This is a genomic window from Pseudomonas sp. AN-B15, from assembly GCF_019056475.1.
Classification (GTDB): domain Bacteria; phylum Pseudomonadota; class Gammaproteobacteria; order Pseudomonadales; family Pseudomonadaceae; genus Aquipseudomonas; species Aquipseudomonas parakoreensis.
Window position 1 is genome coordinate 736,847 of the sequence record NZ_CP049737.1, and the last position, 13,584, is coordinate 750,430.

Sequence of the window (13,584 nt, forward strand, 5' to 3'; positions counted from 1 at the left end):
TCAAAAACCTCGGATGACGCTAATTCTGTTTTTAGAGCCTAAAGCGCTTCACGCTGTAGGAGGTCGCAATGAAGTCGGTAGATGCAAGGCGGAGTTGACCTCGATGAGCGGAGTTGCCTTTTGGCAATGAGCATCATCGAGGTCGGCTCCAACGCAGCAGATGCCGGCTTCAGTGCGGCCGTCGACTGGTTAGTGACGGAAGTGGCGCATGCCGGTGAAGACCATCGCGATGCCTGCTTCGTCAGCAGCAGCAATCACTTCAGCATCACGCATCGAGCCGCCCGGCTGGATCACTGCCGTGATGCCCACCTTGGCCGCATTGTCCAGACCGTCGCGGAACGGGAAGAACGCGTCCGATGCCATCACCGAACCGGCCACTTGCAGACCGGCATGCTCAGCCTTGATCGCAGCAATACGCGCGGAGTTTACGCGGCTCATCTGGCCAGCGCCGACACCGATGGTCTGACGGTTCTTGGCGTAGACGATGGCGTTGGACTTGACGTACTTGGCAACTTTCCAGGCGAAGATCAGGTCGTGGATTTCCTGTTCGGTCGGTGCACGCTTGGTCACCACTTTCAGGTCGTCGGCGCCGATCATGCCGATGTCGCGGCTCTGCACCAGCAGGCCACCGTTGACGCGCTTGTAGTCCCAGGCCGGAACGCGGTCCGCCGACCACTCGCCACAGGCCAGCAGGCGCACGTTGGCTTTGGCGGCGACGATGGCGCGAGCCTCTTCGCTAACGCTTGGGGCAATGATCACTTCCACGAACTGACGCTCGACGATCGCCTTGGCGGTCTCGGCATCCAGCTCACGGTTGAAGGCGATGATGCCGCCGAAGGCCGACTCGGTGTCGGTGGCGTAGGCCAGTTCGTAGGCCTGACGGATACCGCCCTCGGCGTCCGGGCTCACGGCCACGCCGCACGGGTTGGCGTGCTTGACGATCACGCAGGCCGGCTTGACGAAGCTCTTCACGCATTCCAGCGCGGCGTCGGTGTCGGCCACGTTGTTGTACGACAGCTCTTTGCCTTGCAGTTGGGTCGCGGTGGCGATACCGACTTCGGCAGGCTTGGCTTCCACGTAGAACGCCGCGCTCTGGTGCGGGTTCTCGCCGTAGCGCATTTCCTGGGCCTTGATGAACTGGCTGTTGAAGGTGCGCGGGAATTCGCTGCGGCCTTCGGTGCTCAGGGTTTCGGCAGCCTGATTCACGGTGCCCATGTAGTTGGCGATCATGCCGTCGTAGGCGGCGGTGTGTTCGAAGGCCTTGAGCATCAGGTCGAAACGCTGAGCGTAGGTCAGGCCGCCGGCCTTGAGGTTTTGCAAGACGTTGGCGTAATCGCTGGCATTCACCACGATCGCCACGTCTTTATGGTTTTTCGCCGCCGAACGGACCATGGTCGGGCCGCCGATGTCGATGTTCTCGATGGCGGTCGGCAGGTCGCAGCCTGGCTTGTTGATGGTGGCTTCGAACGGGTACAGGTTGACCGCAACCAGATCGATCGGCTTGATGCCGTGCTCGTTCATGATCGCATCGTCGATACCGCGACGACCGAGGATCCCGCCGTGGATTTTCGGGTGCAGGGTTTTCACCCGACCGTCCATCATTTCCGCGAAACCGGTGTAATCCGCGACTTCCACTGCGGCAACACCGTTGTCGCGCAGCAGCTTGAACGTCCCGCCGGTGGAGAGGATCTCGACGCCGAGGGCTTCAAGCTCTTTGGCGAATTCGAGGATCCCGGTCTTGTCGGAAACGCTGATCAAGGCGCGGCGGATCGGCAGGCGGGTAGTCTGGTCGGTCATCTCAATTTCCATCAAAAGCAAAGGAAGTCAGCAAAAAAGGCGACCGGTTTTACGCGGGCGCCTTTCTGGTTTGATTGAATGCTTACAGCAGATCGTACTGCTTGAGTTTCTTGCGCAGTGTGCCGCGGTTGAGTCCCAGCAGCTCACTGGCCTTGGTCTGGTTGCCCTTGACGTAGTTCATCACGCTTTCGAGCAGGGGAGCCTCGACTTCGGAGAGCACCAGGTTGTACACATCCGTGACGGACGCGCCCTCAAGGTGGGCGAAATAATTGTGCAGCGCCTTCTCGACACTCCCGCGAAGGGTCTGACCTTCTTCGCTTGGGGTATTGAGGTGCTGTTTCAAATTCACGTTGTCGCTCACGGGTGCTGTTCCACTCACTAAAGTCTCGGTCATCATCGTCATGCGGCCACCCCTTCTTCGTCCCCTGTCAGGCTCTTGTAACGCTCGGCGAAGAACTCCCGAACGTTGGCGCATTGTGTTTCCGTACCATCCAAACGATTGAAGTGGGCGCGAAACTCCCTGGCGCCCGGCAAGGTTGCGAGATACCAGCCCACATGCTTGCGGGCAATGCGCACGCCCATCACATCCCCATAGAAGGCGTGAAGGGCGGCCAGATGCTCCAGCAGGATGCGTTCCACTTCGTTCAGCTCCGGCGCCGGCAATTTCTCGCCGGTACGCAGGAAGTGTTCGATCTCGCGAAAAATCCATGGCCGCCCCTGGGCAGCCCGGCCTATCAGCAGGCCATCGGCACCGGTCGCGTCAAGCACGTAGCGGGCCTTTTCCGGCGAATCGATATCGCCATTGGCAAACACCGGGATCGACACCGCCTGCTTGATCGCGGCAATCGTGTCGTACTCGGCTTCGCCGGTGTACAGATCGGCGCGCGTGCGGCCATGCACGGCCAGCGCGGTGATCCCGGCCTGCTCGGCGATCTTCGCCACGGTCAGGCCGTTCTTGTTGTCGCGATCCCATCCGGTGCGGATCTTCAGGGTCACCGGCACATCCACTGCAGCGACGACGGCCTGCAGGATCTCGGTGACCAGTGCTTCGTCCTTCAATAACGCGGAGCCGGCGGCCTTGTTGCAGACCTTCTTTGCCGGGCAACCCATGTTGATATCAATAATCTGTGCGCCCAGCTCGACGTTGGCCCTGGCCGCATCCGCGAGCATCTGCGCGTCGCCACCGGCAATCTGTACCGAGCGTGGCTCGGGATCGCCTTCGTGGATCATGCGCATGCGCGACTTGCGGGTGTTCCACAGGCTCATGTCACTGGTGACCATTTCCGAGACTACAAGCCCTGCGCCCAAACGCTTGCACAGCTGACGAAAGGGCTGGTCGGTGACGCCCGCCATCGGGGCGAGAATCAAACCGTTCTGCAATGTATATGGGCCGATGCGTACCGCCGACATAGGACTTCCCTGAAGTGGGGCCGGATCATGAGAGTTCGAAAAAGGGTTGGCATGATACCCGCTCTCGATGACTGGATAAAGGCTGAATTGAACAAAATCTGAACAGTTATTCTGTTATTGCCAGCGGTTTGGTTGCCGTGGGCGAAGTCAGAAAACTGCCGTCAAACCTGAAGCGATGAAGCGATTCACTCGGGGGAGTGGAAACTCAGGCTGTAATTCACCGCTTTGGGGCCTGGATCGAGGATGTCCAGTGCGATGTGGATCGGCGTCTGTGGCGGCATTTCCGCCATGCCCTCAAGGTCGCCGTTGAGGTATTCGCCGGGTTTGAAGCGACGACTGGCAATCAGGTGCCCGTTGAGATCGGCGAAGCGCAACTCCAGCAGCGGGAACGGCTGGGAGAATGTTGCGCGGTTGTAGATGATCGCATCCACTACCAGCGCCCCGCTGAATTCCGGATGGCTGCGCACCACCAGGTTGCTGCTTTTGATTTTGCCGATGTCGACCTTGGACGGCACCGTGCAGCCAATCTGCGGGCAGAACTGCTGGAACCACGGGCGGTACTGATCCTGGCGCGCCAGTTCGTCGAAATGATAGGCGATGTACTGACCGGCCAGACCAGCGGCAGCCAATAGAACCAGCAAACTCCAGAGCAGGCGCCGGCCCCAGGGCGAACGGCGCTTCTGCCAGTCCAGTTGCAGTGGATCGTCAGTCAGATCCTGCAGCACTTCGGCGCGTACGCCGGGTTCGGCACGTTCACGTTTTTTACGCAGCGGTTCGACCGATGGCAACTCGTCATCGTCCGGTTCGACGCTGGCCGACAGGCGTTCGCGGCGGGCATTCGGATCGATCGGGTCATGCAGGCGCAGTTGCGGGATCGGCGGCTCGTCGTCCAGATCCACTGGCTCCAGCGACAACGAAGGCTCGGTGCGCGCGGTTTTCAGCGGTTCGGCTTCGACGATCTCGGGCTCGATTTCATCTTCGGGCTCGGGCAGGCGTTCATCGTCGCGTGCGCTGAACAGGCTGTCGCGCCACACCGTTTCATCGGCTTCAGGGCTGTCGCGGCGGGCGCTCAGGGACTCTTCGCGCTGGCGACCGAATTCGGTGGTCGGCTGGATTTCCCGTTGTTCGAGGCGGGCCAGTTCTTCGTCCAGATCGAGGCTGTCCAGGTCCAGCTCGCTGGCGCTCCATTGCTTTTGGCTGATGGCGCGCGGCGCGGGCGGTTCGTCGTTGACGGGCGCTTCGACCACTGGCGGCGGTTCGCTGACCACGGGCTGAGACGGTGCTGGCTGGACAATGGCCGGCGCCACCGGCGTAACCGCTTCCTTGCCGGCGTGTTGTTCCAGCAGCTGTTTGGCGGCATTGAACACTTGCAGGCAGGAGCCACAGCGAACCACCCCGCGGGCCACGCTCAACTGAGCATGGCTGACGCGGAAGCTGGTTTGGCAATGCGGGCACTGGGTGACGAAGCTGTCGGTCATGCGGCGATCCGGTTTATGCAGGCGGCCATTCTAGCGCCGACGGCCGGTGATGCGCACCCAGCCATCACGATTGGCGATCGGGTCCAGATCGAAGTCCTGCGCATAGGCTGCAGCGACCTCTTCGCCTTGTTCGGCGAGGATCCCGGACAACGCCAGACGCCCGCCGGACTTGACCAGGCCGGACAGCTGCGGCGCCAGGGAAACCAGCGGGCCGGCCAGAATGTTGGCCACCAGCACGTCGGCTTTGACCTGCGGCAGATCTTCCGGCAGGTACAGCGGGAACAGCTCGTCGGCAATATTGTTGCGCCCGGCGTTATCGCGCGAGGCTTCCAGCGCCTGCACGTCGATGTCGGTGCCGACCGCTTCTTTGGCGCCGAGCAGCAGGGCGGCTATCGCCAGAATCCCCGAGCCGCAGCCGAAGTCCAGTACGTTGCAGTCCTTCAGATCCTGGCCGTCGAGCCATTCCAGGCACAGCGCGGTAGTCGGGTGAGTGCCGGTGCCGAATGCCAGGCCCGGGTCCAGCAGCAGGTTGACCGCATCAGGCTCGGGCGCGGCATGCCAGCTCGGCACGATCCACAGGCGCTGACCGAAACGCATTGGCTGGAAACCGTCCATCCAGCTACGTTCCCAATCCTGGTCTTCGATGACTTCGCTGTGATGCTCGGGCAGCGGGCTGCCGGTCAGCAGTTCCAGATGCGCCAGCACCGGCGCAGGCTCGGTGCCGCCCTCGAACAGGGCCAGCAGGTGCGTGTGCGCCCACAGCGGGGTGGTGTTGAGTTCCGGCTCGAAGATCGGCTGATCTTCGGCGTCCATGAAGGTCACCGAAACGGCGCCGACTTCAAGGAAAGCGTCTTCGTAGGTTTCGGCTTGTTCCGGGCTGATGGCGAGACGTACTTGCAGCCAAGGCATGGCGGGCACCTTTGAAAAAATATGATTGCAGCCTAGCGGCCAGCGAGAAGCGCGCAAGTTTACGCGAGCGCAAAGCTTTTGTGGGAGCGAGCTTGCTCGCGAAAGCGGATTGCCAGTCACTTTGATGCTGACTGATGTGCCGCCTTCGCGAGCAAGCTCGCTCCCACAGGTTTTTTGCAATCTCCAGAAACAACAAAGCCGCCCGAAGGCGGCCTTGTCTGGTGCGGGCTGAAGCTTAGTGCTTGTCGCCAGCCAGCTTGTGCTCGAGGTAGTGAATGTTCACGCCCCCTTTGCAGAAGCCTTCGTCGCGGGTCAGATCACGGTGCAGCGGGATGTTGGTCTTGATCCCGTCCACCACGATTTCGTCCAGGGCATTGCGCATGCGCGCCATGGCTTCGTCGCGGGTCGCGCCGTAAGTGATCAGCTTGCCGATCAGCGAGTCGTAGTTCGGTGGAACCGCATAACCGCTGTACAGGTGCGAATCGACGCGAACGCCGTTGCCGCCTGGAGCGTGGAAATGCTTGACCGTGCCCGGGCTCGGCATGAAGGTTTTCGGGTCTTCAGCGTTGATCCGGCACTCCAGCGAGTGACCGCGGATAACCACGTCATCCTGGGTGAACGACAGCTTGTTGCCAGCGGCGATGCTGAGCATCTCCTTGACGATGTCGATACCGGTGACCATTTCTGAAACCGGGTGCTCCACCTGAACGCGGGTGTTCATTTCGATGAAGTAGAAACGACCGTTCTCGTACAGGAACTCGAACGTGCCGGCGCCACGGTAGCCGATGTCGATGCACGCCTTGACGCAGCGTGCCAGCACTTCCTGACGCGCCTGCTCGTCGATGCCCGGTGCCGGCGCTTCTTCGAGAACTTTCTGGTGACGACGTTGCAGCGAGCAATCGCGATCGCCCAGATGGATGGCGTGACCCTGGCCGTCGGACAGTACCTGAACTTCGACGTGACGCGGGTTGGTCAGGAATTTTTCCAGATAGACCATCGGGTTGCCGAACGCCGCGCCAGCTTCGGAGCGGGTCAGCTTGGCCGAGGCGATCAGGTCTTCTTCCTTGTGCACCACACGCATGCCGCGACCACCACCACCGCCAGCGGCCTTGATGATCACCGGGTAGCCGACTTCACGACCGATGCGCAGCGCCGTTTCTTCGTCTTCCGGCAGCGGGCCGTCGGAACCTGGAACGGTCGGCACGCCAGCTTCGATCATCGCGTGCTTGGCCGACACCTTGTCGCCCATCAGACGAATGGTTTCGGCTTTCGGGCCGATGAAGGCGAAGCCGGAGTTCTCGACCTGTTCGGCGAAATCGGCGTTTTCCGCGAGGAAACCGTAGCCTGGGTGAATGGCGGTGGCGCCAGTCACTTCAGCGGCAGCGATGATGGCCGGGATGTGCAGGTAGGACTGAGCGGCAGAAGCCGGGCCGATGCAGACGGATTCGTCTGCCAGACCCAGGTGCATCAGCTCTTTGTCGGCCTTGGAGTAAACGGCGACGGTCTTGATGCCCATCTCTTTGCAGGCACGCAGAATCCGCAGGGCGATCTCACCGCGGTTAGCGATCAGAACTTTTTCCAACTTCGCAGTCATCAAAGGCTCTCCGCAGTTCAAACGATGGTGAACAGCGGTTGGTCGTACTCAACCGGCTGGCCGTCTTCGACGAGGATGGATTCGATCACACCGCTGGTTTCAGCTTCGATGTGGTTCATCATCTTCATGGCTTCGACGATGCACAGGGTGTCGCCTTTCTTCACGGTCTGGCCGACTTCAACGAAGGCTGGCGAGGTTGGCGAAGATTTGCGGTAGAAGGTGCCTACCATTGGCGAGCGGGCCACGGTGCCGTTCAGTGCAGGAGCAGCAGCGGCAGCCGGAGCGGCAGCAGCCACTGGAGCAGCAGCGGCGGCAGGTGCAGCGGCCGGAGCCTGCATCGGCGCCGGAGCGTAGTATTGCTGAGCCGGGGTCTTGCTGTGACGGCTGATGCGTACGGACTCTTCGCCTTCCTTGATCTCGAGCTCGTCGATGCCGGACTCTTCCAGCAATTCGATCAGTTTCTTAACTTTACGGATATCCATGAATCATCAACTCCCAAGGGTCGGTCAGGGGCGTTTAACGCTTGTGGTTCAAGTCGTTGCCTGTGTTTCAAGCTGCTCTAGTGCGGCCTCCAGGGCCAGTCGGTAACCGCTGGCGCCAAGGCCGCAGATCACTCCCACCGCTACATCGGAGAAGTAAGAGTGATGGCGGAAAGGTTCGCGCTTGTGCACGTTGGACAAATGCACTTCGATGAATGGGATGCTCACTCCCAGCAGCGCGTCACGTAATGCGACACTTGTGTGCGTAAAAGCTGCTGGATTGATCAGAATGAAATCCACACCTTCACCGCGAGCGGCGTGGATGCGATCGATCAATTCGTACTCGGCGTTGCTTTGCAGATACAGCAGATGATGGCCGGCTTCACGGGCGCGGCGCTCCAGATCCTGATTGATCTGCGCCAGGGTCGTTGAACCGTAAGTGCCGGGTTCGCGGGTGCCGAGCAGGTTCAGGTTGGGGCCGTGCAGCACCAGTAGCGTTGCCATCTGCATGTTCCTTGTTATGAATGAGCAGTCGTCAGAACCCGGCGACTATGCCGCAAAGGCTTTGTGACTGTCCAGTTCTCTGCAATAGCCAGCACGATGACCGATGTTTACGCGAAATTTGTGACTGAGTGATTTGATCTGGTCATTCATCTCGTCCTGTAGGTGCTGTCGAAGGCTGCGATCTTTTTATTTTTAGAAGCAAGATCAAAGAATCGCAGCCTTCGGCAGCTCCTACAGAGGTTGGTGTCAGACGCGGAAGGCCTGCACGGCGGTATGCAGTTGCCCACCCAGTACCAGCAAGTTCTCCCCCTGTTCGCGACCCTCGCCGATGCGCAGCAGGTTATCGCCGCCCAATTGATGGATCCGCTCGCTGTGATCACGGATTTCGCTGACCGCGCCGCTCTGCTGCGCGGTGATCTCGGCGATGCGGATCGCTGTGTCGGAAATGGTCTGGATCGCGCCGACGATTTTATCCAGCGCGCCGTCCGCCGCTTGTGCCTGATTGGCTGTGGCTTCGGCGTGTTCGACCTGCGCGCGCATGCCTTCGACCGATTGTCGGGCGGCGGCTTGCAGGCCGGCGATCAGCGTCTGGATTTCCGCTGTCGCGCCGGCCGTGCGTTGTGCCAGTGAGCGCACTTCCTCGGCCACCACTGCAAAGCCACGGCCCATTTCCCCGGCCCGCGCCGCTTCGATTGCCGCGTTCAGGGCCAGCAGGTTGGTCTGGTCGGCGATCGAACGGATCACCGTCAGCACGCCACCAATGGTCGCCGACTCTTCGGCCAGGTGCTCGATCATCTGTGCATTGCCCTGCACCTCGCCGACCAGCGCGTGCAGGCCTGTGAGGCTTTGGCCGATCACGGTTTGCCCGTGCTCCACGGCCAGCCCGGCATGGCGGCTGGCATCGGCAGCCTGCCGTGCATCGCCGGCGACCTGCTGAATCGTCGCTTCCAGCTCACCCAGTGAATCGCGGATCAGCGCAGTGTCGCCGGCCTGATGCTCGGCACCGGAGTGCAGGTTGTTGCTCAGTTCGGCCAGGGTACGGCTGCTGTCGGCGACCTGTTCGGCGTTACCGCGAATCGTCCCGACCAGATCTACCAGATACGCGCGCAAGCGGTTGAGCGAAGCCTCAATGTCATGCAGTTCGCGGTTGGTTTTGCCCAAATGAATGTCGCGACTGAAATCGCCTTCGGCCCAGGTCGACAGCGCCGGAGCAAGGTTGGTCAGGGTGCGCGCCAGGCGCCGCTGCAAGGTGTCGATCAGCAGCGCGATCAGCAGAATCAGGCCGATCATCACGCCCTGCATCAGGCGTACTTCGCCCTGAATCTGTCCGTGCTGGGCGCGCACCACCGGTTCGAGTCCAGCGATCGCCTGTTGCACGGCGGCGATTTTCAGGTGGGTCGCGGTACTCAGTTCGGTGCGTTTCTGGATCTGCTCGCGGGTGCGTGCCAGCTCCGCCGGGTAGCGGCCGAGCAGGCTGTTAAGTTCACGCTTGAGGCCGATGCCGGCGTCTTCGGCAGCGGCTTTTTCGGTGCTTTCGATGCCCATCATTGCGGCGAAGTCATCACTGCCGGATTCATTCTTGGCGACCACGCCGAGCAGGGGCAGGGCATCGATGGCCTGAGCCTGGGTGCGGATATTGTCGACTTCACGCTCGACATCGGCCGCCAGTTCACTGCGGCCGCTGCTGACCAGTTTGTCGCGGGCCAGCGACAGCTTGCCTAGATGCTGCGCAGCGACGAGCAGCGGCGTCAGGTACGTCGCGTTGCCATTGGCGTAGGTGCTGAGTTGATCGAGGCTGGCGCTCAGTTCGCGTTCGGCTTGCAGCAGCAGTGCCTGCGGATCACCGGCCAGTTTGCCGGCGGCGAGCAGGTCGGTTTTGCTGAATGCTTCCAGGCTCGACAGGCTCGGGCGCAGGGTCTCGGTTAGCGCCGGTGGCAGTTCACCGAGTTCCCTCTGCAAGCCGTCGATGGCCTGGCTGGCACTGCTCAGGCGCAGGGCGTCGCCGCTGGCGAGGTAGTCCTCGACATTGCGCGCCACGTCATTCTGAAATTGCTGCGACAGGCCCAGGTAGCGCTCCATCAACAGATACGGACGCTCCAGGGCTTTTTGCGACCACCACAGCGTCGCGCCGAGGGCCACGCAGACGGCGACCAGCAGCAGGGTGTTGAGATTGGTGAGCAACTTCAGGCGCATGACGGCTACCAACGGCAGAAATGGTAAGCGCCTGAATTTATTGCGGTTCTGTTACAAGGTTATGACCGAATCGGTGGATTCCGATGAAAAGGTGGCACTTTGCTTTGAGTCGCGCGCGGTCTGCACCCGATTGCGTCCGGCACCCTTGGCGCGGTACAGCGCTTCGTCAGCCTGGCTGGCCATCATCAGGCTGTCGGAGTCTTCGTGCATTTCCACCACGCCGGCGCTGAAGGTGCACCACAAATCCTGCGGCTGCGCCGGATAGTGGATTTCGGCAAAGCGCTGGCGGATCTCGTCGAGCACTTTGTGCGCGGCTTCTATATCAGTGTCGGGCATGACAATGGCGAACTCTTCGCCGCCGTAACGACCGATGAAGTCGGTCTTGCGCAAGCGTTGCTTGAGGAACAGCGCCAGGCTCTTGATCACTCGGTCGCCCATCGGGTGGCCGTGGCTGTCGTTGACCCGTTTGAAGTGGTCGATGTCGAGCATGGCAAAGCTCAGCGGCTTGTTCTCGCGCCGGGCGCGGAACGAGCAGTCTTCGAGCAATTGCAGGATGTGCGTGTGGTTGTACAGGCCGGTGAGGCTGTCGCGGACCATCCGCGCCTTGAGGTTGCGCGCACGGGCGGCGCGGTTGCGCACGGTGGTGATCAGATGTCGCGGCTTGATCGGCTTGGTCAGGAAGTCGTCGCCGCCCTCGCTCATCGCGTCGAGCTGCTTGTCCAGATCGTCCTCGGCGGACAAGTAGATGATCGGCACGCTGACGTAACGGTCGTTATGGCGAATGACCTTGGCCAGTTCGGTGCCGGTGCAGGCCGGCATGTACATGTCGAGGATGATCAGGTCCGGCTGGAAGTCCGCCAGTTCGGCCATCGCCTGGATCGGTTCGATCAGGGTACGCGTGACGATTCCGGCGCTGTTGAGCAGGCGTTCGGTGTGCAGGGCCTGGGCGCGGGAGTCGTCGATGATCAGCACTTTATAAGGTTCGTACTGGGCGACGCAGGTCAGGACTTCGATCTTCTCCAGCAGGCTCGACGCTTCAAGGGTGCCGGTGAGGAATTCCTGGCCGCCAGCGCGCACGGCGGCGAGGCGGGTCGGGGTGTCGGTTTCGTGCAGGCTGAAGAACAGCAGCGGCAGCGGTTCTTCCAGGCCGACCTGCGCTTCGGCGGCCAGTTGCAGGCCGACACCGGCGCCGCTGAAGTCCACGTCCATGACGATTGCGGCCGGCAAGCGCTCGACCATCGAGGAGCGAAATGCGGCGACGCTGTCCAGCGCCTGTGCGGTCAGCCCGAAGAATTCCAGCTGCTTGGCCAGGCGTTCGGCGCGGTCGTGATCTTGCAGCATCACGTAGATTGGTTTGCGCAGCGGCGGCAGGAAGGTCTGGTCGAGTTGATCGCCATGGCGCAGACCGGTGCGGGACAGGCGCTGCATCAAGCGATTGAGGTCGGTGATCAGGCCGCTGCTCAGACGCCCGCGATTGGCGTCCACCGCTTCCAGCGACTGGCTGATGTGATGAGCCAGTTGCGTGTGCTCGGGCTGCTCGAAGCGCTCGGCAAAACGCAGCAGGCGCAAGTTCGCTTCGCTCAGTTCGGCGAGGTCGGCAGTGGACCACTCACTGCGTTGCAGGCGCTGCCATATCTCAAGAATCTGACGTGCCTGATGAATTACCCGCTGGGCAAAGTGGTGCTTGAGGCGCTCACGGCTGGGGTCTTCTGGCTCGGTCATATCCTGACTACTAGTTAGGGCGCATGCTGAGATCGACTGGTGGCTCTATGCTAGCACCTCTTTTCCCTTATATGAGTGTCGTGCGTCAATAATCTGCGGTGCTGCACAATTCAGTTTCTGACCAGTTGGTGCTGGATTCGACCCGTTCGTCGATGAAGTCCCCTGAAACCGGGCGCGTCGGGCGGCTTGGTCAGCGAAAAAATCTTTGGCAACACCGCTATGGTGCAGGTTGGGATTGATCCTTGACGACGGCGTGCCGACTTTTAGCGTGGACGATGCATCAGGGAAACCCTTAGAAAGTTCGCAGCTTGAAGTCGCGCTCTCCGTGGATTTTCTGCTTCTCTTCGATGGCGGGTGCCCGGCCTTGGCACGTTGTTGTATGGTTGTGGTCGAACCGTTGAACCCAAGTGATTGAAAGGATATCGCCATGCTGGACTGGAAGAACCGCGCGGGCAGCGCGCCTGAACGTGCCGCTGAACCGAAGTCGGCCACCCGCAGCTACGTGGGCGGGCTGCTGTTCAGCCGCGCGCTGGCCACGCTGATCGGCATTTATCTGCTGGTGACCATTGGCCTGGGCTGGTACTGGAGCCAGGAGCCCGCGCTGTTCCCGGTGGCACAAAATGCCCAGGCGGCTGCCGAGAAAGAAGGCAAGCAAATGGTGGTCGGCTACACCACGGTCGAAACCCTCAAGACTGTTGCCGGCACGCTGCTGAACAAGCCGGGTGGCTACATTTCCAACGACCGCTTCCCGCCAGGCCTGTGGATGGACAACACGCCGAGCTGGGAATACGGCGTGCTGGTGCAAGTGCGTGACCTGACCCGGGCGCTGCGCAAAGACTTCGCCCGTTCGCAGTCGCAGTCGGCTGAAGACGCCGATCTGGCCAAGGCCGAACCGCGTTTCAACTTCGACAACAAGAGCTGGATCCTGCCGTCGAGCGAATCGGAGTATCAGGAAGGCATCAACTCCCTGAGCCGTTATCAGGCGCGTCTGTCTGATCCAACGCAGAAAAACGCCTTGTTCTACGCCCGCGCCGACAACCTGAACAACTGGCTGGGCGATGTCGGCACTCGCCTGGGTTCGCTGTCGCAACGCCTGTCGGCCAGTGTCGGCCGGGTCAAGCTCAACACCGCACTGAAAACCGAAGTGCCGGCGGTGGGCGAAGTGCCGCAGGTTGACGAAGAAGTGGTCGAGACTCCGTGGATGCAGATCGACAACGTGTTCTATGAAGCACGCGGTCAGGCCTGGGCGCTGTCGCACCTGCTGCGCGCCATCGAAGTCGATTTCGCCGATGTGCTGGCGAAGAAGAACGCCACGGTCAGCGTGCGCCAGATCATTCGTGAGCTGGAAGCCTCGCAGGAGCCGGTCTGGAGCCCGATGATTCTCAACGGCAGCGGCTTCGGCGTGTTGGCCAACCACTCGCTGGTCATGGCCAACTACATCTCCCGGGCCAACGCCGCCGTGATCGATCTGCGTCAACTGCTCAATCAGGGCTGAGTC

General features: G+C 61.3%; 11 protein-coding genes. 1 reads left to right on the plus strand and 10 read right to left on the minus strand.

Going from position 1 to position 13,584, the window contains the following annotated elements:
* Positions 1 to 189: 189 nt before the first annotated feature.
* From purH to gcbA, 10 genes are all read right to left on the minus strand, one after another.
* On the minus strand, positions 190 to 1,797 hold the full coding sequence (gene purH, locus GTQ41_RS03195) for a bifunctional phosphoribosylaminoimidazolecarboxamide formyltransferase/IMP cyclohydrolase (protein WP_047291053.1): 1,608 nt from the start codon (positions 1,795 to 1,797) through the stop codon (positions 190 to 192).
* Between the two features lie 82 nt (positions 1,798 to 1,879).
* Positions 1,880 to 2,200 carry a DNA-binding transcriptional regulator Fis gene (gene fis, locus GTQ41_RS03200; RefSeq protein ID WP_003221275.1) on the minus strand — a complete coding sequence of 107 codons (321 nt, stop codon included), beginning with the start codon at positions 2,198 to 2,200 and terminating at the stop codon, positions 1,880 to 1,882.
* Entirely contained in the window at positions 2,197 to 3,207 is a 1,011-nt protein-coding gene (gene dusB, locus GTQ41_RS03205; RefSeq protein ID WP_047291054.1) for a tRNA dihydrouridine synthase DusB, read from the minus strand. The genes fis and dusB overlap by 4 nt, the downstream gene beginning before the upstream one ends.
* A 185-nt stretch (positions 3,208 to 3,392) precedes the next feature.
* Positions 3,393 to 4,685 carry a DUF3426 domain-containing protein gene (locus GTQ41_RS03210; RefSeq protein WP_047291055.1) on the minus strand — a complete coding sequence of 431 codons (1,293 nt, stop codon included), beginning with the start codon at positions 4,683 to 4,685 and terminating at the stop codon, positions 3,393 to 3,395.
* A 30-nt stretch (positions 4,686 to 4,715) separates the two neighbouring features.
* Positions 4,716 to 5,594, minus strand: a complete 879-nt coding sequence (gene prmA / locus GTQ41_RS03215) for a 50S ribosomal protein L11 methyltransferase (protein WP_041068147.1) — start codon at positions 5,592 to 5,594, stop codon at positions 4,716 to 4,718.
* A gap of 235 nt (positions 5,595 to 5,829) precedes the next feature.
* The gene (gene accC, locus GTQ41_RS03220; RefSeq protein WP_041068145.1) at positions 5,830 to 7,188 is read right to left on the minus strand and encodes an acetyl-CoA carboxylase biotin carboxylase subunit; all 1,359 of its coding nucleotides are present in this window, start codon (positions 7,186 to 7,188) and stop codon (positions 5,830 to 5,832) included.
* A 17-nt stretch (positions 7,189 to 7,205) separates the two neighbouring features.
* Positions 7,206 to 7,670 (minus strand): acetyl-CoA carboxylase biotin carboxyl carrier protein, encoded by a 465-nt coding sequence (gene accB, locus GTQ41_RS03225; RefSeq protein WP_024164417.1) that lies wholly within the window; start codon positions 7,668 to 7,670, stop codon positions 7,206 to 7,208.
* Positions 7,671 to 7,718: 48 nt separating this feature from the next.
* Positions 7,719 to 8,171 (minus strand): type II 3-dehydroquinate dehydratase, encoded by a 453-nt coding sequence (gene aroQ / locus GTQ41_RS03230; protein ID WP_007914604.1) that lies wholly within the window; start codon positions 8,169 to 8,171, stop codon positions 7,719 to 7,721.
* A 246-nt stretch (positions 8,172 to 8,417) separates the two neighbouring features.
* Positions 8,418 to 10,364 carry a methyl-accepting chemotaxis protein gene (locus tag GTQ41_RS03235; RefSeq protein WP_217325417.1) on the minus strand — a complete coding sequence of 649 codons (1,947 nt, stop codon included), beginning with the start codon at positions 10,362 to 10,364 and terminating at the stop codon, positions 8,418 to 8,420.
* A 51-nt stretch (positions 10,365 to 10,415) separates the two neighbouring features.
* On the minus strand, positions 10,416 to 12,086 hold the full coding sequence (gcbA, locus tag GTQ41_RS03240) for a diguanylate cyclase GcbA (RefSeq protein WP_041068095.1): 1,671 nt from the start codon (positions 12,084 to 12,086) through the stop codon (positions 10,416 to 10,418).
* A gap of 427 nt (positions 12,087 to 12,513) precedes the next feature.
* Here gcbA and GTQ41_RS03245 point away from each other — a divergent pair, with 427 nt between their 5' ends.
* A complete protein-coding gene (locus GTQ41_RS03245) occupies positions 12,514 to 13,581 on the plus strand; it encodes a DUF2333 family protein (protein ID WP_007963034.1) in 1,068 nt (355 codons plus the stop codon).
* The last annotated feature ends 3 nt before the right edge of the window (positions 13,582 to 13,584 follow it).